Below are 23641 nucleotides of genomic sequence, written 5' to 3'. Positions count from 1 at the left end.
GTCAGCGTGTTAGGGGCGAAAACCTTCCCGCCCCTACATCCCAATTCGTATGGCTTCGGGAACCTCGATGAGCCGACCGGTCCTCACATCGTAGATGTAGCCATAGATGGGAATCGTGCGCGGGACCAGCGGATGCGTCCTGATGCGGCGCACATCGGCACAGACACTCGCAACCTGATCGGCAATAGTCAACCAGTCGATAAATGCGCCCTCCGTCGACCCGGGACCCTGACCCGTATCGTGCCAACCATCGGCATCGATGGTCGCCGTCTCGAGACTCTTGGCCAGCAGCCCGCGCATGATCTCGTCGGTAAAGGTCTCCATCCCGCAATCCGTATGGTGGATCACAAACCATTCTCGAGTCCCCAGCAGCTTGTGGGAAATCACCAGCGATCGGATCGCGTCGTCGCTGGCGCGACCGCCGGCATTGCGGATGACGTGGGCATCACCCTCAGACAGCCCGGCATACTTGGCCGGATCAAGCCGCGCATCCATACAGGTCAGGATGGCGAACCGTCGACCCGGCGGCATAGGAAGCGTACGCTTATCCCCAAAACCGGCAGCATAGGCCCTGTTCGCAGCGAGCACCTCATCCACAATTCTGCTCATGTCACCCCTCCTGTTACCGAACGTGAAATGTCGTTGTCGGGGGTCATCGGCCAGTTGGATCTATGGTGCGCCCGGGCAGATTTGAACTGCCGGCCTTTTGCTCCGCAGGCAAACGCTCTATCCGGGCTGAGCTACGGGCGCAGAATTTCGGGGACGGAACGGGGTGACTGTAGCATGAGAGGCGTAGACGGTCAAGCCGTTCAGAGCCGGTGTTCGTCCAGGGCCTTGGCCAGATCACGCAACACGGGGGCCACCTGAACAGGATACTCCGGTCCCTTTTCCAGTGCATGAAGCGCGTACGGCAGGCGCGTGAGCTGGTTCTGCGCGTACTCACGCGTCGCCGCGAGGGGGACAGCCGCATGAAGTCGCTTCCCGGCGCGCATCACCGGCCGGATCAGCGGCTCACCATCCCGTGGATCGTCTTCCAGGGTCAGGACGTCGGAGCGCATACACCCCCCGGCGTCATACCGACGATACACCTGCTTACGGCCCGGCCATGTCGCCTTACCCTCAGAACGCTTGCGACGCGGCCTGCCGTTGTACTCCTCCAGCTTATAGGCACAATCCAGGTAGGGGGCATCGGCGGAGGTATCCATGCGCGTCCCGATGCCGAAACCGTCAATCGGGGCCTGCGCTGCGACCAATTGCCTGACGATCGACTCGTCCAGATTTCCGCTGGCGAAGATCGTCGTATCGCCTAACCCACCCTCATCCAGAATCCGTCGTACCTTCCTCGCGTGGTCCGCCAGATCACCGCTGTCCAGACGCACCCCTTTGACGGCGATCCCTTTCCGGCGCAGCCTGGGCGCCAGCGAGACGACCTTCGCCGCACCGGCCTCAGTGTCGTAGGTATCGATGAGCAGGACGACGTTGTCCGGGTTGGCATCTGCAAAACGCTCAAAAGCGGCCGTCTCATCCTCATGGGCCTGAATAAAGGAGTGCGCCATCGTCCCGTAGATCGGTATCCCGAAGAGCGGCGCCGCCTGCACCACGGACGTCCCGGAGAATCCCGCCAGGTAGCTCGCGCGCGCGGCAAGTAACCCGGCCTCCGCCCCATGGGTGCGGCGCAGACCGAAATCGACCAGTAGCTTGCCGGGGGCGACAAGCACTGAACGCACCGCCTTTGAGGCGATCATGGTTTGAAAGTGTAACAGGTTAATCAGACGCGTCTCGACGAGTTGTGCCTGCGGCAGCGGGGCGGTGACCCGCACAGTCGGCTCGTCAGGGAAAAAGACCGTCCCTTCCGGCATCGCATAGACGTCCCCTGTGAAATGTAGTGTTTCCAGGTAGTCCACGAGGATCGGTCGAAACAGTCCGCAACCGCTCAGCCACTCCAACTCCTCGGGCGTGAATCGTAGATCTTCGAGGAAGCCCAACGCCTGTTCCAGGCCGGCCGCCAAGAGAAAATTACGTGCGGGCGGCAGCTTGCGCACAAAAAACTCGAAGGTTGCCTGCTCCTCCATCCCATGCTCAATATAGCCTTGCAACATGGTAAGCTGATAGAGGTCGGTCAACAGCAGGCTCGATGGCGGATTCATACGGCCAGCATTTCCCATCGGATCGGCACCGCTCCCCGTCGAATCATCTCCATCTCTGCCCGCTCTCCGTCGCCGGGACGCACATCGACGGCTCGAACAGCATCCCGCAAGAGGACCATCACATATCCGGCATTCAGGCCATCCTCCACCGTATAGCGGACGCAATAGTCGGTAGCCAGGCCGCCTACGAAGAGTCGTCGAATCTTTTGGGAGCGCAGATACAGATCAAGATCGGTTCCGTCGAATCCCGAATAGGCGTCCTGCTTGGACTGCGTACCCTTACGAATGATGACGGCATCAGCGGGAAGTTCGAGGGCCGGGGCATGCGCCGCGCCGTCCGATCCCGCCACACAGTGAAGCGGCCACGGTCCGCCGTATACTCGAAAGGAACAGTGATCGGGCGGGTGCCAGTCTTGCGTCGCGACGACCGGCAACCCGCAGCGCACAAAGGCATCCAGGTAGCGATTCAGCGCCGGGATCACTTCCTCGCCATGCGGGACTGCCAGGCTGCCCCCAGGCAGGAAGTCGTTCTGGACGTCGACGACAATCAGGGCGTCTCCCGGGCTTAAGGTGAGTTGTTGCGCTCCCTGCGGCGACATCGGGCCACCTTACATCTGTTGCGCCATCAGGGCAGCCGCTTCCTCGGGCGGAATCGGGTTCACAAAGAGCCGCGCGCCCCACCCGAACGCCGCCACAGGCGCCGTCTTCGGCATGATCTCGAGATGCCAGTGATAGTCATGCGTATGCGGTTCGTCAAAGGGGGTACTATGAAGGACGATCGTGCACGATTGATTGCCCAACACCTTTTCAAGCATCTGTATCGTCCGCCTGACAAGGCCGGCCAGATCGATCAATTCCTTTTCGCCGATCTTCCCGAAATCGGAGCCGTGACGGATGGGTAACAGCCACGTCTCGAACGGAAAGCGAGAGGCAAAGGGCGCCAAGACCACAAAGTGCTCGGTCTCCACGACTCGTCGAACGCGGGAGACCCGCTCGTGCAGGATGATATCGCAAAAGGCGCAACGCTCCTTTCTTGCATAGAACTCCCGACAGCCACGCAGTTCCTCTTCTACCCCATAGGGGATAAACGGTAACGCCAGCACATGCGAATGGGGGTGTCGGAGGATCCCGGCCGCCTCCGCATTGTTCTTGACGACGATCAGCGACCGGAACCGCTCATCCTGGCGCAGATCCAGACTGCGCATCCGGTAGGTACGCAGGATCCGCTCCAACTGTTGGTCAGAAAAGTCCGCCCATGTCAGATGATGCTGCGGACTCTCGATGACAATCTCATGAGCCCCCAACGCGTTCATCACATCAAAAGGTCCTTCCGGCCGTCGATCAAAATCGCCCTCAATCCGACATAGCGGCTGCAAATCCGGAGTCACCCGAACCCACCAGCCGCTTTCATTGCGCCGGCGCGAGGGCTCGCCGAAGGCGATAATCTCAGGTGGGGTCATCGACTCATTGCCGGGACAAAGCGGGCACGGTTCGGACAGCGGAGGGGGCGGCTGCGCCTCAACCGTAAGCGCAGCCTCTCGGTCCGGACGCTCAGGATCGATCACCACCCAACGATTTCTTACCGGATCGCGCCGCAACTCACCCATGACTCTCCTCGCGCTATCTCAATATGTGTCCCGTCTTCACACGATACGCTCAACACTCGCGCTACTCGTTACTCTATCGGCAGCGCCGGGTCATTGCCCCACTCGCTCCACGAGCGATCGTAGCCTCGAACGTCCGGATATCCCAACAGTCGTAACACAAAGTACGTCATGGCGCCGCGATGCATCGTCTGACAATAGGCGATCACCGTCTTATCCTTCGTCACCCCTGCCCGGTTATACAGGGCCGACAACTCTTCAGCCGGCTTGAACGTCTTGTCGGCGGCCAGGTTGTGCGTCCACTCAATATTCACGGCTCCCGGGATGTGACCTCCTCGCTTAGCCCGCAGATCCTCACCGCGAAACTCAGCGACTGAGCGGGCATCCGCCAGCGCCAGATTCGGCCTGCCAAGGTTGCTGACAATCCAGCGGGCCGTAGCAACGCGGTGCGTCTCGGGCTGGACGCGATAGACCGTCTTGCCGACCGGCGGCGCCGTTTTCGACAGCGGTCGCGCTTCAGCGACCCATTTCGTGATGCCTCCGTTCAGCAACGCAACCTTCTTGTGACCGACATACTCAAGGGTAAAAAACAGGCGCGATGCATTGAGCCCACCCTGATCGTCATATGCGATCACCATCGTCTCTTTCGTAATCCCAAGCTGACCCATCCGCTCTTCGATGTCATAATCCGGAGACATCGCGAAACCCGAGTCCTTCAGGGCCAGGCGCACCTGATTGACCGACAGGTACACTGCGCCCGGAATGTGTCCGGCTGCATACTCATCCGGACTGTTGCGCATATCGACAACCCGCAGATCCGGTTCATTGAGGTGCTGTGCCAACCACTGGGTGTCAACGAGTACCTGTGGATTGCCGTAGGCCGCCGCCCAGGTCAATCGATGGATCGTGACGAGCAGCGTCATAACCGCCATGATCGCAATCATCCACCGTTTCATCCCGTTCCTCCTGCTCCTGCCGCCAAAGAACAGCCGTTCGATTCGCCTACTCCGCAAAGCAAACAGCACGCTTCCCAAACGCATTATAGATTCCCCGTACGATCCGACGCAAGGGCGGAGGCGACGTACCTTTATGACTATCAGAAGCGCTCATCCCGGTGGCGAACGATCAGTACGGGGCGGTCGGCTGACCGCAGCACACGCTCTGCGACCGAACCCATGAGCAGGCGAGCGATCCCGGAATGACCGTGGGAGGCCATCACGATGAGGTCCACGTCTAATTCTGCCGCCTCCTCACAGATCGCCTCGTGGACCAGCAACTGCGTCTCCACGACCCGAACCTCCGTCGTCACACCCTCCGCACGGGCCTGTTCAGGCACCAGGGTTTCCAACGAGCGAAGCAGTGACTGTCGAAGCTCCGTTCGTTCCAGCCCGGATAGCGAACCCCATGATGCGTAGTGAGCATAGAGCGGGTTCGGCGGCCCATGGACCTCCATCACGTGGCACAGGATTACGGTCCCCCCGCTCTCCCCTATGACGGCATACGCATGGGGGATCGCGGCGTTTCCATGAGGTGAAAAATCTGTGGTAACCAGTACCTTCCGATACCTCGGTATCATCATGGGTCAACTCCTTCCGTCGTATCCACCACGGTGTACTGTCTCGGAGAGTGTCTCAGTATAGCCTCCATCGCTTCCTTTGGGAAGGACACAAGGTGGAACGGTCGGTTGAATCGGCACACAATGGGCCTTGTCAATTATCATGGAGCGTCCTATATTAACAATGAGGAAGCCCCAGAGAACGGGCGACGGCTAAAGAGCCGCGAGCAAGCATGAAGCAATATCGGCTTGCAGAGCAAGAGGGCTTGGCCTGAGACCGAAACCCGCTCCAAGTGAGGCTTCCTCGAGAGAGCCACGGGGTGTCCGGCATTCAGCCGGGAGGTGATGTATCAATCGACACCTTGTGGCTTTTGCTTGTTCAGCCTCCACCGTTCGCATCCTGTGCTCCGGACCGCTCGAATATGACTCAACGGCAGGTGTTCTACACTCCCTTCTTGACGTGATCTACCGCGCTTGCTAGAGTTCGCGCGTAAGCGACAATAGACGTGTACGGACACTGTCCATCACAGCCGCATGTGTGGAGCGTCAGATGCAACAGGCTCAATCGCCGGAAGGAATCCGCCTGAAAGTGGCCGAGGCCGGCCAGGAGGATGTCGGTCGCGGGATCGTTCGTGTCAGCGACGCCGCCTTTGCCGTCCTGGAGCTGGACCGTGGCGAGATCGTCTCCATCATCGGAGAACGGGAGACGGCTGCTCTAGTGGCGGCGGCCCGCTCAGCCGATCAAGGTCTGGATGTCATCCGGGTTGATGGCGTGATCCGTACGAACGCACATGCCAGCATCGGAGACTATGTACAGGTCCGAAAGGCTGCCTGGCGTGAGGCGCAGAAGGTGACGCTGGCCCCCGCCCGCAAGGGGTTACGTGCCGTCGCTCCCGGCGAGGTACTCCGCCAGGCGCTCCTCTATCGCCCCGTGGTCCGCGGCGACCTGATCTCGGTCGGGACCGCCTCACGCTCTAAAGAGACGATCCCGTCCGGAATGTACCCGGAAGAGCTCTTCCGGGGCCTGCTCGGCTCGCTGGCGATCGGGCTGGGCGAGGTGCGTCTGGTCGTCTCCGCCACCGTCCCATCCGGCATTGTACGCATCAATCCCCAGACCGAGGTCGAACTCCTCCCTGAGTTTGTGGAAACCAAGGAGACCCGCATACCCGATATCACCTACGACGACATCGGCGGGCTGGGCGAGGTCATCAGCGAAATCCGTGAGGTCATCGAGCTGCCGCTGAAGCATCCCGAGCTGTTCGATCGGCTCGGGATTGCACCGCCCAAAGGCGTCCTCCTGCACGGCCCCCCGGGAACCGGCAAGACGCTCCTGGCCCAGGCCCTGGCCAATGAGGCCAAGGCCCACTTCGCGACTATCAACGGTCCGGAGATCATGGGGCGCTTCTATGGCGAATCGGAGGAACGACTACGCGCCATCTTTCAGGAGGGACAAGAGAACCCGCCCGCCATCATCTTCATCGATGAACTGGACTCCATCGCCCCCAAGCGCGAGACGGTGATGGGCGAGGTAGAACGGCGGGTGGTGGCTCAGCTTCTGACCCTTATGGACGGTCTGGCGCCGCGCGGCAACGTGATCGTGATCGGCGCCACCAACCGCGTCGGGGCTATCGATCTGGCGCTGCGCCGCCCAGGCCGCTTTGACCGGGAGATCGAGCTGCGGGTGCCCGACCGCAACGGACGCCGCCAGATCCTGACGATCCATACGCGGGCCATGCCGATGGCGTCCGACGTGAACCTGGATTGGGTGGCGGACCTGACGCACGGCTGCGTCGGCTCGGACCTGGCCGCCCTGTGCCGTGAGGCTGCTCTGAACGCTCTTCGACGCAATCTCCCGGATCTCGATTTGCGACTTGAGACCTTCCCGGCCGAGGTGTTGGAGCGCCTGATCGTGACCCATGAGGACTTCAGCCAAGCCTTGAGGCGGATCCGCCCTTCGGCCCTTCGAGAGATGTTGATCGAGGTTCCTCGCGTCACCTGGAGCGATGTCGGGGGTCTAGCCGACGTCAAACGGGCCCTCCGCGAAACGGTAGAGTTGCCGCTCACCCATCCCCAGGCCTTCGAACGCCTTGGTATTAAACCGCCAAAAGGGGTCCTCCTCTACGGTCCGCCGGGGACCGGCAAGACCCTTCTGGCCAAGGCGGTCGCCAATGAGGCGCACGCCAACTTCATGCTGGCCAAAGGAAGCGATCTGCTGTCCAAGTGGTACGGCGAGTCGGAGCAGCGGATTCGGGAGTTTTTCGCCAAGGCCCGCCAGGTGGCCCCCGCCATCGTCTTCTTCGACGAGGTGGATGCCCTGGTGCCGCGACGTGGAACCGCGGTCGGCGAACCCCATGTGACCGAACGGATCGTCAACCAACTCCTCTCCGAACTGGACGGCCTGGAAGAGCTGCGCGGGGTGGTCATTCTTGGAGCGACCAACCGACCCGATCTGATTGATCCGGCGCTGCTGCGACCAGGACGCTTTGACGCGCTGGTCTATGTGCCGGTCCCCGATGCCACGGCCCGGCACGACATCCTGACCGTTCACACCCGCCATATGGCCCTCGCCGACGACGTGGACGTCAAGGACCTCGTCCGCCGGACCGAGCGATTCACCGGGGCCGACCTTGCCCTGCTCTGCATGCGCGCCGCCCAGCTTACCCTGCGGAAGGACCTGGAAGCGAAGGCGGTCACACACACCGACTTCCTGGCCGCACTTGCTGAGATACAGCCGTCGGTTACTGAAGCGATGGAGCGGGAATACGGCGAGGTCGGCAAACGCCTGCGTCAGGCCGGTCCCCAACGCGACCAGGCCCTCGGCCACTACCTGTAGCCCGTGCCACTGCGGGCGGATTACACCATCCGATGGTCAGGACGTTCGATATCGTATTGCGTCATGAAGATCGTTAGAGCGCACTCCAGCCTTGGGAACGTGCTATGAAGGTTACCATGCTGTTGGCCGATGCCGCACAGGCCGTCGAGGGCAAACTGTACATCCTCGGGGGTGGATGGTCGATCACGGGTCCCGACCCTGCTCCATCAGCTATCGCGCTGAAGATCGAAGTCCCCTGGACCGACACCAACCGCAAGCACCGTCTCGAACTAAAGCTGCTGGACGACGATGGCCAACCGGTGAAAGTTTCGACACAAGCCGGCGAGCACCCCATCGAATTCGGCGGCGATTTTGAGGTCGGCCGACCTGCAGGTCTTCCGGAAGGGAGTCCCCTTGATGTGGTGCTGGCGATCAACATGGGTCCTCTTCCACTCCAACCCGGTCGCCGCTACGAGTGGAAGTGCTTCATCAACGGGGATACCAAGGAAGATTGGAGGGTGGGGTTCTACAATCGAGGCACACATAAATAGCACGTCGAGTTGTACCTTAACGATAAAGCACAGCCTTAAAGAATTCTTATAATCTCTTGAATATGCACTGATTACTTATCTGTATCGAATTTACTTTTCTTGAGAAGATGGCTCTCCGGACAATGTCGAAATTACGGACTGCCATTAGCAAGCGGATCGCCGGTCGTGAGACGGCTCATGCGGGAGGGCTCGCGGGCCGCCGACTGCCGAGCGAGAGGCCCCAACCCATCCAGGGGAAATGCTGCCAGAGGAATTCCTCAGGCCATCAGGGATCACGCAGTCGGCCATGGCGGCGCATCTCGGCATCTCCTTTCCTGTATTGAATGAGATCATTCGCGACAAGCGTGGCGTCACCCCTGATACGGCCTTGCGACTGGCCCGCGTGGTGGGGATGTCGGCGGACTTCCGGCTGGGGCTTCAGCAGGATTGGGATCTATGGCACGCGATGCACAGCACGGGAGCTACCGGAATAGCCCACCTGAAGCCGCTCAGCCAGTCGGTATGACTGGCTTACTTTTATCCAAAGGCTACTCTGCGGTACAATACAATTGCTTGAGAAGCTGACATACGGGGCTGGTGAGAGCGGCGGCTTTCCCAGCCCCATTTTGTTATCCCTAACTGGAAAGGAGGAACGATGGCCGTCAATATTGTTTCGGTGACGATTCAGAAGCCCGATACGGTCAACCTGATCCTGGGACAGGCCCACTTCATCAAGACCGTCGAGGATCTGCACGAGGCGCTGGTGACGGCCGTACCCGGTATCGCCTTCGGACTCGCCTTCTGCGAGTCCTCAGGGCCGTGCCTGGTGCGCTGGAGCGGGACCGACCAGGATCTGACAGAACTGGCTCGCACCAACGCATACGCCATCGGGGCCGGCCATAGCTTCCTGATCTTCTTGCGCAACAGCTTTCCGATCAACGTCCTGCCGGTCATCCGCCAGGTGCCCGAGGTCTGCGGCATCTATTGCGCGACCGCCAATCCGGTCGAGGTCATTCTGGCCGAAACCGCTACGGGGCGAGGGATTATGGGGGTCGTAGACGGGCTGGCGCCAAAGGGGATCGAACAGGACGCCGACATCACCGCGCGAAAGGCGTTGCTCCGGCAGTTCGGCTACAAATTGTAAGCAGTCCAGAAGGCCCCGTCGACTGATGCCGTCACGGGGCCTTCTGCCGGAGCCCTGCCGAGATCATGTCACGCCGCCTGTTCGTGCGCGATGGTGCAGATCTCGTACACCTGAGCGCCCGTGATCCGAAGGAAATCCTTCGACGCGATCCGGATCACCTCGTGGTGGCTTCCCGCCGGAAAGGCGATCGTCGTCTCCCTGGTCAGATGCTGATCGCAGTAGACCGGAATGCCATACAGGTTGCCGAAGGCCGGCATGGCCCCAGGCTCACACCCGGTAAAGATCTGCGCGAAATCGGTCTCCGGGTCCAGGCTCGCCGCACTGTCGCCCACAACCTGCCGCATCCGCACGATGTCCAACCGACACATGGCCGGGAGAACCGCCATCATCAGGCCCTGCCGCCCTTTCAGAATGACCACCTTGGCATAGGCCCGACCGGGGATATGAGTGGCGCCCGCCACCTCCTGAGCCGTGTACACCTCCCTGTGGGGAATGATCTCGTACCGTACCTGCTGCTGATCCAACCACTCGCGTACCCGCGCCGGAACTGTCATGACCGCACCTCCTGCCCGCAGGCGATAGCCCCTTCACCGAGGCCTCTGCGCGCCGTTACGATAGCCTCATGTTCAATTTGGCCGCGCACCCCTAGTACTTCATTCGAAAGTTAGCGTACACAATTCGTCATTCCGGCGGAAGCCGGAATCCAGTTCCCATAAGCTTCTGGACCCCGGCTTTCGCCGGGGTGACGGCTTGTTGTCGTATCGCTGACTTTTGCAAGTAAGCACGCGATCACTCTTTTAGTTTGGCCGGTGCCCGCTTCGTCTGGGCTTTCTTGACAACACCATTGCCCTTGGGAAGAATAACCGTCAACATCCCCTCTGCCATCTCTGCCTGCGCCTTCTCCGGGATGACGGTGTTCGGAAGCGCCAGCGACCGATACAACTCTCCCCGATGAAACTCACAGAAGTGACAGGTTCCCTCTTCCTTCCTGTCTTCGTGTTTGATGGCCGCCCGGACCGTCAGGTGGTTAGGCTCAGCCAGCACCTTGACATTTGTGGCCGTCAGACCGGCCAGGGCGAAGCTGGCGCGAAACTCACCGTCGGTTTCGACCAACTCCGCACAGGGTCTCCACAGCAGCTCCTTTTCTGCCTGCAGCCAATATTCACACTCGTGACCGGCCTGGCACCCATGCTCCCTGAACAGCTCATGGGCGCGATCGGCGATCCGTCGCTCGATCTCCAGCAGTTCACTCAGCAGTGACCCAACCTTCTTGACCGACTTGACCGGAACCTTTTCACCTGCCATCTTCCACCTCCTGTCCTTTTCACTTCTTTCACTCAACTCCTCACTCCTCACTCCTCACTCCTTTCTGCTCCATCTCCAATACCTTTGCCGTCATCTTCATGACCGCGTCCGGATTAAGCGAGATACTGTCGATCTCCTCCTCCACCAAAAACTGCGCGAACTCCGGGTAGTCGCTAGGCGCCTGTCCGCAGATCCCGATCTTCCGGCCCCGCGCCCTGGCCGTTGCGATCACCGAGGCGATCAGCCGCTTGACCGCCCGGTTCCGTTCGTCGAAGATGGGGGCGACCAGTTCCGAATCTCTGTCGACCCCCAACGTCAACTGGGTGAGGTCGTTCGATCCGATGGAAAAGCCGTCAAAGATCTCCGCAAACTCCTCGGCCAGCAGGACGTTGCTGGGAATCTCGCACATCACGTACACCTCAAGCCCGTTCTGCCCGCGTATGAGTCCATGCGTTGCCATCTCCGCCAGGACCTTTTCGCCCTCCCCCACCGTTCGGACAAATGGGATCATCAGCTTGACGTTGGTCAGGCCCATCTCCTGTCGAACCTTCCACATGGCGCGACATTCCAGGGCAAACCCCTCCCGATACCGGTCGTTGTAATAGCGTGAGGCGCCACGAAAGCCCAGCATCGGATTCTCTTCCGTCGGCTCGAACGCCTTGCCGCCGATCAGGTTGGCGTATTCGTTGGTCTTGAAATCGCTCAGACGGACAATGACGTCCTTCGGGTAGAAGGCCGCGGCAATCATCCCGACCCCCTCCGCCAGCTTGTCCACAAAATACTGCGGCTTATCGGCATAGGCGGCGGTTAACAGCGCGATCTCGATCCTGGCCGCCTCGTCGGCCAGCGTGTCGTAGCGCACCAACGCCATAGGATGGATCCGGATCGCGTGGCCGATGATCAGCTCGACCCTCGCCAGGCCGACGCCGTCATTGGGGATGGCCGCCAGGCTGAATGCCTCCTGCGGGTTGGCGACGTTCAGCATGATCTTGGTCCTGGGGCGTTTGAGCATCCCCAGATCGATCTCCCGAACGCTGTACCTGAGCCGACCGCGATAGACATACCCGGCATCCCCCTCGGCGCACGACACGGTAATCTCCTCTCTGTCGGCGATAACCTGCGTCCCCTGTTCGGTCCCAACGACCGCCGGGATCCCCAGTTCGCGGCTGACGATGGCCGCATGCGAGGTCCGCCCGCCGCGATTAGTGACGATTGCGGCGGCCTTCTTCATGACCGGCTCCCAGTCCGGATCGGTCTTGTCGGTCACCAGGACCTCACCGTCGTGGAACCGCTCCATATGGTGCGGGTCTGCGATAATCCTGGCGCGTCCCTGGCCGATCATCTCACCCACGCTCTTGCCGATCAGGACCGGCGTCCCGCGCTCTTCCAATCGATAGACCCGCAGCAGGTCCATTCGCTTGACCGATTGCACCGTCTCCGGGCGCGCCTGCAGGATGAATAACTCGCCGCTGCGGCCGTCCTTGGCCCATTCGATGTCCATCGGCGTGTATCGGGCGTTCTTCCGGCTGTAATGCGCCTCGATGGCGCACCCCCAGCGGGCGAGCTGCAGGATGTCGTCGTCGCTGATGGCGAACCGCTGACGATCCTCGGCAGGAACCGGGACATTCCTGGTCTGCTTGCTGCCCCCCTCATCGTAAACCAGCTTCCACTCCTTGCTCCCGACCGTTCGTTGAAGAATGGGGCGATGACCCGTCAGCAGCGTCGGCTTAAAGACGTACACCTCATCCGGCGTGACCGAGCCCTGCACAACACTCTCGCCAAGGCCGTAAGAGGCGTTAATGAGGATACAATCACGGAACCCGGTCTCCGTATCGATGGTAAACATGACGCCGGACGCGCCCTGGTCGGAACGGACCATCTTCTGTACGCCGACAGACAACGCCACGCCCAGATGATCGAACCCCTTATCCTCACGGTAAGAGATGGCGCGATCGGTAAAGAGCGAGGCGAAGCACTTGCGACAGGCCTCCAGCAAGCCCGGGACCCCGTGGACGTTCAGATAGCTCTCCTGCTGGCCGGCAAAGCTGGCATCCGGAAGGTCCTCGGCGGTGGCGCTGCTCCGCACCGCCACATCAATGTTCGGTCCGTACTCGCCGCATAACCGCTCATAGGCAGCGACGATCCCGCGCTCGAGCGCAGACGGCAGGGGGGCTTCGAGGATGATTGTTCGGATGGCCTCGCCGCGGGCACGCAGATTGACGATGTCGGCGGTGTTCAAATCGCGCAGGTGCGCCCTGATCCGCGCCTCGCACCCGCTTTCGCCGAGGAAGCCTCGGTAGGCCGCGGCGGTCACGGCAAAGCCGTAAGGGACCCGTACGCCGAGGGGTTTGAGGTGTTGATACATCTCGCCCAGCGACGCATTCTTGCCGCCAACCAGCGGGATATCGGCCAGGTCGATCTCATCAAACCAGCGGATGAACGCATCCTCACGCATGGCCCGTCCTCTCGACCTCTTGTTCGTGTTCTGCTACGATTCGGCGTCGTCGTGGCGGTCGGCTGCCGACGGCGATTGTGCCGAGGTCTCGCCCCCGTAGGCCTTTGCCTGCTCCGCCATCTCGCGCAACCGCGCCTGTACCAGGCCGTTCGCGCTTCCTTCCGGAAAACTCCCATCCGGACCCCGTTCACCGGCCTCCCGCCCGGTCAATAGGGCGATCCCCTCATCGATGGTCCGAATGGGATAGATATGGAACTGCCCGGCCGCCACCGCCTCCACGACATCTTCTCGGAGCATCAGATGGCGGACATTACTCGCGGGGATCAGGACCCCCTGCTCGCCCGTGAGCCCCCGTGCGCGGCAGACATCGAAAAACCCCTCGACCTTGGCGTTGACGGCGCCGATGGCCTGAACCTCCCCCTGCTGATTCACCGACCCGGTCACCGCAAACCCCTGCTTGATCGGCAACCCCGACAGACTGGAGAGGATCGCGTACAGCTCCGCCGATGAGGCGCTGTCGCCTTCCACCTCCTCATACACCTGTTCGAAGGCGAGGCTGGCCGACAAGGCCAGCGGCGTCTGCTGCACATAGCGGCCGCCGAGATAGCCCGACAGGATCAGGACGCCTTTACTGTGGATACGGCCGCCCATCCTGGCCTCGCGCTCGATATCGACGATGCCGCCGCGCCCGAGGAAGGTGCGCGCCGTAATACGACTCGGCTTGCCGAAGTGATACTCCCCAAGCTGGATCACCGCAATCCCATTGACCTGCCCGACCACGGCGTCCTCGGTATCGACCAGCAGGGTCCGATCCAGGACCAGCTCCTGCAACAATTCCTCGACCCGATTCGCCCGTCGGATCTTAGCGGCAATCGCCTTCTGTACGTCCTCCGCCATCACCCGCTGATGCCCGTTCTGCCCGGCCCGGAAGCAGGCCTCGCGGCCCACATCCAACAGATGGCTGAAGGTCGTCGACAGCTTGTCCTGATCCTCCACCAGGCGCGAACTGTGCTCCACCAGCTTGGCCACGGCGCCGCGATCGAACGACCTGAGCCCTTCGGCCCCGCAACAGGTGGACAGCAGGCGGGCAAAGGTCAGGATTGTTTCGGGCGTTCGGGTCATACGGTCGCTAAATTCGGCCTGGACCTTGAACAGCTCCTGAAACTCCGGGTCGTAGGCATGCAGCAGGTAGTAGAGCCAGGGGTTTCCGATCAACACGACCTTGACGTTGAGGGGGATCGGTTCGGGCTCCAGCGTCACGGTACTGTAGAGTCGGAACTGCTCGCCCGGCTCCTCGATCCGGATCCGGCGGTTCTTCAACGTCCGCTTCAGTTGGTCCCACGCAAAAAACTGCTTCAGCAGTTCCAGCGCCTCAATGACCAGAAAGCCGCCGTTGGCCCGATGCAGGGCGCCCGCCTTGGCCATCAGAAAGTTGGTGTACAGCGCGCCCATTTGGACTTGGTGCTCGACCCGCCCCAGCAGGTTCTGGCAGGTCGGGTGCGCCTCGACCACCACCGGCGCACCGCCATTTTCCCCGTGCTCGATCAGGACATTGACACGGTAGCGGTCGAAGGGATCCATCCCCTGACGCAGCATCGCCGTCTGGTCCTGCTGGCCTTGCGCCCCGCTCTGCTCCCGACGAAACAGATCGACATTCGCGATGACATCCTCACGGATCGCCTCGAGGTGCGCCTGTACCGCCTCATGATCCGCATAATTCTCTTTGACCTCTTCAATCAGGTGGTCGACCGCGGAGGTCGCGACCTCGCGGTCGATCCCGTCAAGGCGGTTCTTCGCCTCCCGCTCCAGATCCCGGACGCGTCGCCGGGTGGCGACCAGATCCTTTTGCACCTCCTCCATTCTCTGATTCACCAACTGCTTGGTCTCTTCGTCAAGCCCCTCAAACCCCTCCGGCTTGAGCGGCTTGCCTCGGAGCATCGGAACGATCATGAAGCCGCTGGCGGTCTTGGCCAGTCCGAACCCCAGTGCGTCGGCGCGCTTGCGCAGCCCCTCCAGCTCGTCGCTGGTCTGTTTCTGTAACTCCTCCAGGACCGCTTGTCGGTTCTGTTCGTAAGCCTCGGACTCAAAGGCCCTCGAGACGCCCGTCTTCAACTCCGTCAGTAGCCGCTCACAGTCGGCCTGCAAGATGCGGGCGCGGCCGGGCGGCAGACAGAGCGCGCGGGGGCGTTGCGGGTCGGTGAAGTTGTTGACGTAACACCAGTCGGGCGGGGTGGGAAGCTTGGCCGCCTCGCTCGCCAGAAAGCGTTTGATCGCCGTCATCTTGCCGCTGCCGGCCGGCCCCAGCGCAAAGAGATTGAACCCTTCGCATTTGATGCCGACGCCGAAGGTGATGGCCTCGACGGCTCGGTCCTGGGCCACGACCTCGTCCAGGGGCTTCAACTCATCAGTCGCCTCGAAGGGAAGGCTCTCCGGCGGACAGATCTTGCGTAATGCATCAGGTGCCAATGGGCTGATCATGGGCTCTCTCTCGTCATGTTGTGGTGTCGGTCGCTTACGTGGTGTTGCCCTCCGTCTTCAAGGCCTTCAGCACCGCCTGCTTGGCCCGTTTCCGATCGTACCGTACCCGTTGTGGCTCCACCCTGGTCGGCCGATGGGCGACTCGTCCTTTTGGCGCCTTGACTTTGATCACCAGCTTCATGGGTCGCGCCTCACAGTCCGGACTAAAACGGCATCATGGACGGCTCGATCTGGAGGTTCTTCATCATGACTACGAGGTCGTGCTCTTCCCCGATCTGATCCTTGACATAGTTGTAGAAGACCGCCTCTTTCGTGAATCCCAGCCGCTTGAGCATCTTCAACACCTCGGTTTGACCTGCCATAATCTCGGCGACGAGAATCTCCAGCCCGGCCTTCGCGGCGGTCTCAATCAACGCCTCGAGCATGAACGTCCCGAGCCCCTTTGCCCGGTACTCGGTCTCGACGGCCAGGCGAATCTTGCCGACATGGCTGGTCCAGCCGAATTTGCGGCGATGCAGGGTCGCATCGGCGACGATGGTGTCGTCAACCTCCGCGACAATCGGCAGGACCTTGTCGTAGTCCAGTTCCTCCGCCCACGTATCGATCACCTCCCGGATGGAGACATCGTCCCTCAGAAAGAGACGGTCCTCCCGCGGCAGCCTGCAGAAAAATTCGTGAAGCCGCTTCGCATCCTCCTGAATCATCGGGCGGATCGTGACGATTGTTCCGCTCTGAAGCGTGACCTGCTTTGGGAACCCGGCCAGCATGGGACAGCCTCCTTTGTGGTGTAGGTGTTTATTTCGATAAATACTGCGTGAGGGCCCGCATCATCAGCTCCGACTGGGTGACGCCGCGCCTGCGCGCCTCGGCCTCGATGCGCATCATCATCGCACGGGAGAGGCGGAGGGTTACTATTCCTTCCGACTCTATCGAGCCCAAGTCCGCCCGCGCCTCTTTGGCCCGCACCTGCGCCTCCAGCGAGGCCAACGCGATATCCTCGGCATCAAGCGGCCGCTCGACCTCTTCACCGAGGTCCCGTAACGGTTCGGTCTCCGTCGATCGTACCCGCCGCTTTGGCGTCCGTTCTGCGCCAGGTCGACGCGATGGTCCAGCCTTTGGTGTCATGCGGTCCCCTCCCGGTAACGAAGTCTTCTCCCCGGTTCACGATAGCGGACGATCCCCTTTCGTGTCTCTTCTACAACCACCAACAGTATCGCACAGCCGATCAATAGCCACCAGAACTCTCCGGAAAAGGCATCGGTCCCGAAGATCCGATGCCCGATCGGGCTATAGACGATCAGGCCCAGAATAGCCAGCTCGACCGCAATACCCCACACGATCAGTCGATTGGTAAACAGACCGACAGAAAAAACCGATGCCCTCCGACTCCGGCAGGCGTAGACGTTCGCCACCTGGCAAATGACAATCGCGGCGAACGCCACCGTCGTCGCCTGTCTGTAGAGCGGGCTCGTCGCCGCCAGGTCAATATCCCACGCCCAACCACTACGACTGAGATACCAGAGTCCGGCGGTCATGGCTGCCCCTGCCTCCATCGGTCCGAGGAACAGGTACGCTCGAGCCAGTACCGGCAGATTCAGCAGGCGCTCGTCCCTGGATCTCGGCGGTCGATTCATCGTGTTGGCGTCCGGCGGTTCGGCCCCAAGGCCTAAGGCCGGCAGCATATCGGTGCCCAGGTCGACAGCCAGGATCTGCACGATCGTCAGCAGAAGCGGAATCCGAAACAGGACCGAGGCCAGATAGGGCACGATCTCCGGAATGTTGCTGGCCAGGATATAGGTGACGAATTTCCGGAGGTTCTCATAGACCGCCCGCCCCTCTTCGACGGCGTTCACGATGGTGGCGAAGTTGTCGTCGAGCAGGACAATGTCGGCCGCCTCCTTCGCCACATCCGTCCCGACGATCCCCATGGCGATCCCGATATCGGCCTTCTTCAGGGCCGGCGCGTCGTTGACGCCGTCGCCTGTCACCGCGACCACCTCTCCCATTTCCTTGAGCAGCGTCACGACCCGCATCTTCTGCGTGGGGGTCATCCGCGCAAAGACGATCTCCGGACCGGCAAGGGCGGTCTTCAACTCCTCATCCGGCATCTGTTCGATCCGACTCCCCTCGAGGACCGGCGCCTTTTCGTTTCGTACCATCCCGATAGTCCGCGCGATCGCCAGGGCGGTGCGGCTGTTGTCGCCGGTGATCATGATCGGCCTGATCCCGGCCTGCCTGCAGCGGGCGACCGCCTCCGGGACCTCCGGTCGCGGCGGATCAAGCATGGCCGCCAGACCGACAAAGGTCAGGTCCTGCTCCGCCTCTTCCATCAACGCTAGCCGCGCCCCTGTCGGCAACTCCCGGTACGCCAGGGCCAGGACCCGCAGGGCCGAGCCCCCGAAGACATTCAGCCGGTCCACGATTGCCCGACGCTCGGCCTCCCCAAGAGGGACCGTGCGCCCATCGCGATAGAGAGAGCGGCAGATCGGCAGAACCGCCTCCGGAGCGCCCTTGACATAGACAACCTGTCCGCCGGACGCTGTCGCATGAATCGTGGCCATCCGCCGCCGGTCGGCATCAAACGGGCACTCCCCTACTCGAGGCGACACGCTGGGTCCGTTCGGCAGCACCGCATCCGCGAACTGGAGCAGGGCAATCTCTGTCGGATCGCCGACACAGGTCGTTCCCGAACCGTTCGGATCGTGACGGCGACCCGCATTGTTGCACCCGACGGCGATGGCGAAGAGCGGCGCCCACTGCTGCAGGAGATCAGGGGCCACCGCCGTGCCTGTCTCGGTAGTGACAGCACGTCCCGATACGCGAAACTCGCGGCCGTCGATATACAGACGGGTCACCGCCATCCGATTCTCCGTAAGCGTCCCGGTCTTATCGGTGCAGATCACGGTGGCGCATCCCAGCGTCTCCACCGAGGCCAGATTCCTCATGAGCGCCTTTCGTTTGGCCATCCGTTGCGCGCCGACTGCCAATGCAAGGGTGACTGTCGGAAGCAGACCCTCCGGGACGTTCGCGACCAGAAGTCCCACTGCAAAGACGAAATTCTCCCAGAAGCTCCGACCGATCAGGACCCCGAGTCCAAAGAAGGCGAAGCCGATGCCGATGGAGATCGCCGCGATCAGCCGGGTCACCTTTCGGATCTCCTGCTGCAGCGGACTCAGCTCGGCCTCGATCCCCGACGTCAGGTGGGCGATCTTGCCGAACTCGGTGTTCATCCCGGTGGCGAAGACGACCGCCCTCGCCGTCCCTGAGAGGACCGTCGTGCCGGCGAAGACGACATTCGGGCTCTCAACGAGCGACTTGGCCGTTGCGGCGTCGGATGTACGACTCTTGGCGATCGATTCGCCCGTAAGCGGCGCATTGTCGACCCGGAATTGAACCGCGGCGATCACCCGCCCATCGGCCGGGACCCGATCCCCCTCGGCCAGGATCACGAGATCACCCGGCGCAAGGTCGGATGCCGTGACCTCCCTGATCCCGCCGGCCCGAACGATCTTGACGCGCATCGGCAGGAGGCGCTTCAAGGCGATGATCGCCCGCTCCGCCTTGTATTCCTGAACGAAGGAAAAGAGGGCGTTGACGCCGATGACCCCGATGATGGCCCAGGCGAGCAGATCCATCCCCTCGCCCGGCTTCATCCAATCCGCAATAAACGCCAGCGCCGCCGCCGCCCACAGCAGGAGGGCCAGAAAGTGCGTACACTGGCGCGTCAGCATGGCGAAGACCGGGATACGTTCGGCGGCCTGAAGTTCGTTGAGGCCGAATTCGTGGAGTCGTCTCTCCGCCTCGGCCTCGCTCAACCCCTGGTCGCTAGTTCCGAGGGCCTTCAGCGCCTCTTCGACCGTCAGACGGTGAATCTGCATGGTCGCCCATCCCCCGCCTGCGTCCGATCTTAAGCGGCCGGACGGAAGAGCATCAGGTCGCAGGGGCTCTTCCGCACCACATGGTCGACGGTCCCACGACGCAGCCGTTGCAGGACACTCTTCGGCCCCTTTGTCCCAAGAAAGATGAGGTCATGACGCCTGGCCGCCGCCTCAGCCGTAATGCCGGGGCCGTGCCGACGACCCCAGGACACCCGCATTGCCGGCGCCAGGCCCCGGCGCGCGAGCGCGGCGATCAGGGGATGCAGCGACCGTTCCGCCTGCTCCAGCGTCTCGTCGACGAGGCGCGGACGGTCGAACAGACGCGCAAGCGGCCGTCTCAATCGAAAGAGAACGACACGGGCATGCCAGAATGCGCCCAGTCGGGCCAGCAGATCGGCCGCCGCCTCGAGACCGCCCCCCTCGAATTCGCCGCCGTAGACGGGAACCAGAATCTCGTGCGGCGACGCCATCCGTCCGGGGTGGACCACCCGAACCAGCAGCATGGCGCAGGGCAGTTCGCGCAGGAGGCGATGCGCCGCCTCCGGTCCGGTCACCGACGCCATGGTCAGCGTGACTCCCTCGCGCGCCACATAGTCCTGAATCACCCGTACCGGATCGCCGATCTCGGTGACGCTCCGCGCCTTCAGGCCAAGCGCGTGCGCCTGCCGAAGCAGGCGTACCAGCGATTCCTCGGCCCGTTTCATCGCGGGGGCCGATTGATCGCCGGCGACGAACAGCAGGTCAAGCTCGGCCCCAAGGGCCTTGCCGAGCGCCAAGGCGTAACGCGCCCCCGCCTCTGCGGCGAACGACCCGTCCACGCTCATCAGGATCTTCTGCATGGCTCCACTAAGACACAAACTCACCCACAACCTGCGGGTAGCCGCGCTGCTCCAGTGCTCGGACGACCGGGTCCGGATTGATGGTCCGCAGCCGAAGGATCACCAGCCGCCTCGCCCCCTCACGACACGGCAACGTCACAAGGCTGGCAATCTCCACCTGCTGGTTCTCAACGATCCCGATGACATCAGTCAGCGTCCCCGCGCTCGCTGGAATCTCAATCTCCACTCGAGACGCGGTCTGCGTCGCCCCCATCATCTCGGTCATGACACCCAGGACATCGGTCTCGGTCAGCATCCCGACCAGCCGCCCCTCCTGGACAACCGGCAGTGCCCCGATCCGCCTCTCGCTCATCAGGCTGGCTGCCTCCTCAATGGGGGTGAGCGGCGTCACCGTTACCACCTCCTTCGTCATGATCTCCTTGACAGCCACTGCGGATGTAAAGGCTCGAAACTCCTCCGCGGTCGGATAGTCAAAGGGAGAAGGCGCAGCCTTTTTCACGTCACGGTCCGAGACGATCCCCACAATGCGGTCCCCCTTGACCACCGGCAGGTGGCGGATATTGAACCGCTTTAACGTCGTCATCGCGTGATCCAGCGTGTCGGACTGTGCGATACTCACCAGTGAGCGCCTCATTCGATCCTTTACTCGCATCGTCGGCTCCTTTCCATGGCTTAGCAAACAGGATATTTCCCCTCGGTTAATTCCAGACAAAAATCGGTTAAACGACTCAGCTCTTGCTCAATGACCAATCTGCACTCCCGCGTAATCCGGTCATCCTCCGTATCCGATGCCGGGATCAGTTGGACCGCCGTCCAGGGTTGATCGACCGGCCGACCGATCTGCCCCACAAGCCAGACGTAGACCTCGCGCACCCCGCCAACCCGCCGGTAGATCTGGTCGGCCATCCGATGCGACAAGACCGTATAGATCTTTCCGACATGGCTGACCGGGTTCTTCCCGGCCGCCGCCTCACTGCCGACCGGACGGTTCAGCGGAATCACCCCATTGACGCGGTTGCCGCGTCCCACCTGTCCGGAATCGGCGTCCTCCGCCGAGGTACCCAGCAGCGACAGGTACATGCCGCCCATCCCGCGGCCCTCACGATCCAGTGGGTTCAAGGTCGGCTCGATGCGATCCAGTCCCGGCGAGGTCGGCAGCGCCCGGCGCAGGACCTCTACAACCTCCGCCTTCTTGCGAAAATAGGCTGCTTCCGACGCAATGGCCCTGCACAACAGCGGCATGGCTATTGTCAGATTCAGCTCCCGGTCCGAGCGGATCCCCATCACCTTGACATCCTCCCCTGTTTCGGGAAATGCCGTCTTGAAGTCGGAGGAGTTCAGGTATCGCTCGACCCAGAGGACGATCTGTTCGGTCTCGCTCAGAGGCGCATAGCCGACCGCCGCCGAGGTGTCATTGGATTCCCTGACCCCCTCACGACTGAAGATGTCGGCCAACTCCTCGGATCCCTCGGCCAGGACTACCCGATACCGCAGGTGCTTGTTCGGGTCGACGTGACGCAGCGACCTGCGAAACCACCCCTTCGCCGCCTCGACCGCGATCTCCCTGATCGGGACGCGGACCCGCCCGACGCGAAACGTGGCGCGATCGCCGATCACCAGCTCCATCGGTTGCAGCACGCGCCCCCGCCCGAGCCGCCGTCGCACCCGTCCGGCGACAAGAAGGGCCTTGTCGATGTTGTTGTGCAGGACCCGGCCAAAGCGCTGCTGATACTCGGCGTTGATGGCCCGCGCAATCTCTTCCATCACGGCGTCGCAGATCGAGTCGGGATGGCCCAACCCCTTCCGCTCGACGATCTCGATCGGCTGCTCGGCGATGGGCGGCTGCTGCAACCGTTGCACACGCACCGGCGGCATCGGGCTCCCCCTCAACGCTCCCACTGCACGCGAAGGAACTTGTTGCCATGCGACCAGCCGTACTCGACGGTCCCCCCACAGGCCTTGTGAAGCTCCCGTCCGATCCGTTGCGCCAGCTTCTCATCGGTCGTCGTAACCTCAAGCTGTCCGTTCTCCTCGCGCAGCCCCATGATCCGGTGGAGCGGATTGCGCTCCCTGGCCCGTTTCTCCTCGTTGCTGATGATGTGCAGAATCTCATCCTGATGCTCGGCCAGGAACGCCCCCCTCAGCGTTACCTGCCCGCTTGGATAGCTGTCGCGAATCTTTTCACATGCCGGACAGAAGATCTCTTTCACCGTTCCCGCCTTGAGAAGCTTGGCGTACGCCGCCTCATCCTGATACCATCGCCTCCCCGTCGAGATCGCATGGCATCCGTGGCACACCATCTTACCGGGCGCGCCCTTGGCCAGGTAGGAATCGGTCGCAGTGTCGACGCTCTTTTTGGACGATGCGATGTCGTACCGCTTGCGTCCAACCGTGGCTGTCTTCATCGCACTCTCCTCATTCAACCTGAATCGGGATCGCCTTTCGCTTCGCCTCCTCGGTCTTTGGAAGGGTGATGGTCAACACCCCGTTCTTGAACGCCGCCTTGATCTTATCGGCCGCCACCGGCGCGGGAAGTTCGACCGTTCGAGTAAAGGCGCCGTAGGAGCGTTCGAGCAGATGGTGATGTTCGTCGTGCTCCTCTTTGACCTGTCGCTTCTCCCCCTTCAGACTCAGCGTATTCCCGGATATGGTGATATCCAGGTCTTTGGCCTCCATTCCAGGAAGCTCGGCCTTGACGATGACGCGATCCTTGGTTTCGGTCACGTCCAGGTGGGGGCTCCATCCTGCTCCGGCCAGGTCCAGGCGAGGCAGTTCGCCGAAAAATCGCTCAAAGACCCTATCCATCTCCCGCCTGAATGTCGCAAGATCGCCGAATGGTGTCCACTTGACAAGCGCCATGGCTATTCCTCCTTTCTTACACGATTACTTCCAGC

Annotated in this window: 22 protein-coding genes and 1 tRNA gene; 4 read left to right on the top strand and 19 right to left on the bottom strand. The window is 61.9% G+C overall.

Features of this window, described 5'->3' with window-relative positions; translation table 11 throughout:
* Positions 1-33: 33 nt before the first annotated feature.
* The 7 genes from C3F12_09295 to C3F12_09265 all read right to left on the bottom strand — a co-directional run bounded on the left by C3F12_09295 (position 34) and on the right by C3F12_09265 (position 5327).
* On the bottom strand, positions 34-609 hold the full coding sequence (locus C3F12_09295) for a carbonic anhydrase (GenBank protein PWB46231.1): 576 nt from the start codon (positions 607-609) through the stop codon (positions 34-36).
* Between the two features lie 63 nt (positions 610-672).
* Positions 673-750: transfer RNA gene (locus C3F12_09290), tRNA-Arg, on the bottom strand.
* 59 nt (positions 751-809) lie between these two features.
* The gene (locus C3F12_09285) at positions 810-2147 is read right to left on the bottom strand and encodes a nicotinate phosphoribosyltransferase (GenBank protein ID PWB46230.1); all 1338 of its coding nucleotides are present in this window, start codon (positions 2145-2147) and stop codon (positions 810-812) included.
* Positions 2144-2746 carry a nicotinamidase gene (locus C3F12_09280; GenBank protein PWB46229.1) on the bottom strand — a complete coding sequence of 201 codons (603 nt, stop codon included), beginning with the start codon at positions 2744-2746 and terminating at the stop codon, positions 2144-2146. Before C3F12_09280 ends, C3F12_09285 begins: the two co-directional genes overlap by 4 nt.
* Positions 2747-2755: 9 nt before the next feature.
* Positions 2756-3754 carry a galactose-1-phosphate uridylyltransferase gene (locus C3F12_09275; protein PWB46228.1) on the bottom strand — a complete coding sequence of 333 codons (999 nt, stop codon included), beginning with the start codon at positions 3752-3754 and terminating at the stop codon, positions 2756-2758.
* A 68-nt stretch (positions 3755-3822) separates the two neighbouring features.
* Positions 3823-4791 carry a thiosulfate sulfurtransferase gene (locus C3F12_09270; GenBank protein PWB46227.1) on the bottom strand — a complete coding sequence of 323 codons (969 nt, stop codon included), beginning with the start codon at positions 4789-4791 and terminating at the stop codon, positions 3823-3825.
* Between the two features lie 56 nt (positions 4792-4847).
* Positions 4848-5327 carry a universal stress protein gene (locus tag C3F12_09265; protein ID PWB46417.1) on the bottom strand — a complete coding sequence of 160 codons (480 nt, stop codon included), beginning with the start codon at positions 5325-5327 and terminating at the stop codon, positions 4848-4850.
* A gap of 529 nt (positions 5328-5856) precedes the next feature.
* Here C3F12_09265 and C3F12_09260 point away from each other — a divergent pair.
* From C3F12_09260 to C3F12_09245, 4 genes are all read left to right on the top strand, one after another.
* On the top strand, positions 5857-8139 hold the full coding sequence (locus tag C3F12_09260; GenBank protein PWB46226.1) for an AAA family ATPase: 2283 nt from the start codon (positions 5857-5859) through the stop codon (positions 8137-8139).
* 116 nt (positions 8140-8255) lie between these two features.
* On the top strand, positions 8256-8669 hold the full coding sequence (locus C3F12_09255; GenBank protein PWB46225.1) for a hypothetical protein: 414 nt from the start codon (positions 8256-8258) through the stop codon (positions 8667-8669).
* A gap of 238 nt (positions 8670-8907) precedes the next feature.
* Complete coding sequence (gene higA, locus C3F12_09250) at positions 8908-9174, top strand: addiction module antidote protein, HigA family (protein ID PWB46224.1); 267 nt, start codon at positions 8908-8910, stop codon at positions 9172-9174.
* A gap of 129 nt (positions 9175-9303) precedes the next feature.
* On the top strand, positions 9304-9792 hold the full coding sequence (locus tag C3F12_09245; GenBank protein ID PWB46223.1) for a hypothetical protein: 489 nt from the start codon (positions 9304-9306) through the stop codon (positions 9790-9792).
* Between the two features lie 68 nt (positions 9793-9860).
* On the opposite strand, the gene C3F12_09240 is transcribed toward C3F12_09245, so the two are convergent.
* The 12 genes from C3F12_09240 to C3F12_09185 all read right to left on the bottom strand — a co-directional run bounded on the left by C3F12_09240 (position 9861) and on the right by C3F12_09185 (position 23606).
* The gene (locus C3F12_09240) at positions 9861-10346 is read right to left on the bottom strand and encodes a deacylase (GenBank protein ID PWB46222.1); all 486 of its coding nucleotides are present in this window, start codon (positions 10344-10346) and stop codon (positions 9861-9863) included.
* Positions 10347-10581: 235 nt separating this feature from the next.
* Entirely contained in the window at positions 10582-11097 is a 516-nt protein-coding gene (locus tag C3F12_09235; GenBank protein ID PWB46221.1) for a hypothetical protein, read from the bottom strand.
* Between the two features lie 40 nt (positions 11098-11137).
* On the bottom strand, positions 11138-13552 hold the full coding sequence (locus tag C3F12_09230; protein ID PWB46220.1) for a phosphoenolpyruvate synthase: 2415 nt from the start codon (positions 13550-13552) through the stop codon (positions 11138-11140).
* A 33-nt stretch (positions 13553-13585) separates the two neighbouring features.
* On the bottom strand, positions 13586-16030 hold the full coding sequence (locus tag C3F12_09225; protein PWB46219.1) for an ATP-dependent protease: 2445 nt from the start codon (positions 16028-16030) through the stop codon (positions 13586-13588).
* Between the two features lie 203 nt (positions 16031-16233).
* Positions 16234-16797, bottom strand: a complete 564-nt coding sequence (locus tag C3F12_09220; GenBank protein ID PWB46218.1) for a hypothetical protein — start codon at positions 16795-16797, stop codon at positions 16234-16236.
* A 28-nt stretch (positions 16798-16825) separates the two neighbouring features.
* On the bottom strand, positions 16826-17155 hold the full coding sequence (locus C3F12_09215) for a hypothetical protein (GenBank protein ID PWB46217.1): 330 nt from the start codon (positions 17153-17155) through the stop codon (positions 16826-16828).
* Complete coding sequence (locus C3F12_09210) at positions 17152-19908, bottom strand: ATPase (protein ID PWB46216.1); 2757 nt, start codon at positions 19906-19908, stop codon at positions 17152-17154. The genes C3F12_09215 and C3F12_09210 overlap by 4 nt, the downstream gene beginning before the upstream one ends.
* Positions 19909-19937: 29 nt before the next feature.
* The gene (locus C3F12_09205; protein PWB46215.1) at positions 19938-20747 is read right to left on the bottom strand and encodes a hypothetical protein; all 810 of its coding nucleotides are present in this window, start codon (positions 20745-20747) and stop codon (positions 19938-19940) included.
* Positions 20748-20754: 7 nt separating this feature from the next.
* Positions 20755-21399, bottom strand: coding sequence for an acetoin utilization protein AcuB (locus C3F12_09200; protein PWB46214.1), 645 nt, complete (start codon positions 21397-21399; stop codon positions 20755-20757).
* 20 nt (positions 21400-21419) lie between these two features.
* A complete protein-coding gene (locus C3F12_09195; protein PWB46213.1) occupies positions 21420-22622 on the bottom strand; it encodes an S-adenosylmethionine synthetase in 1203 nt (400 codons plus the stop codon).
* A gap of 11 nt (positions 22623-22633) precedes the next feature.
* Positions 22634-23152 carry an ATPase gene (locus C3F12_09190; GenBank protein ID PWB46212.1) on the bottom strand — a complete coding sequence of 173 codons (519 nt, stop codon included), beginning with the start codon at positions 23150-23152 and terminating at the stop codon, positions 22634-22636.
* Positions 23153-23162: 10 nt separating this feature from the next.
* Positions 23163-23606 carry a molecular chaperone gene (locus C3F12_09185; GenBank protein ID PWB46211.1) on the bottom strand — a complete coding sequence of 148 codons (444 nt, stop codon included), beginning with the start codon at positions 23604-23606 and terminating at the stop codon, positions 23163-23165.
* Between the last annotated feature and the right edge of the window lie 35 nt (positions 23607-23641).

The organism is Candidatus Methylomirabilota bacterium (genome assembly GCA_003104975.1).
GTDB lineage: Bacteria > Methylomirabilota > Methylomirabilia > Methylomirabilales > Methylomirabilaceae > Methylomirabilis.
The sequence above is the reverse complement of the archived record's forward strand: the minus strand, read 5'-3'. Positions and strand labels throughout refer to the sequence as shown.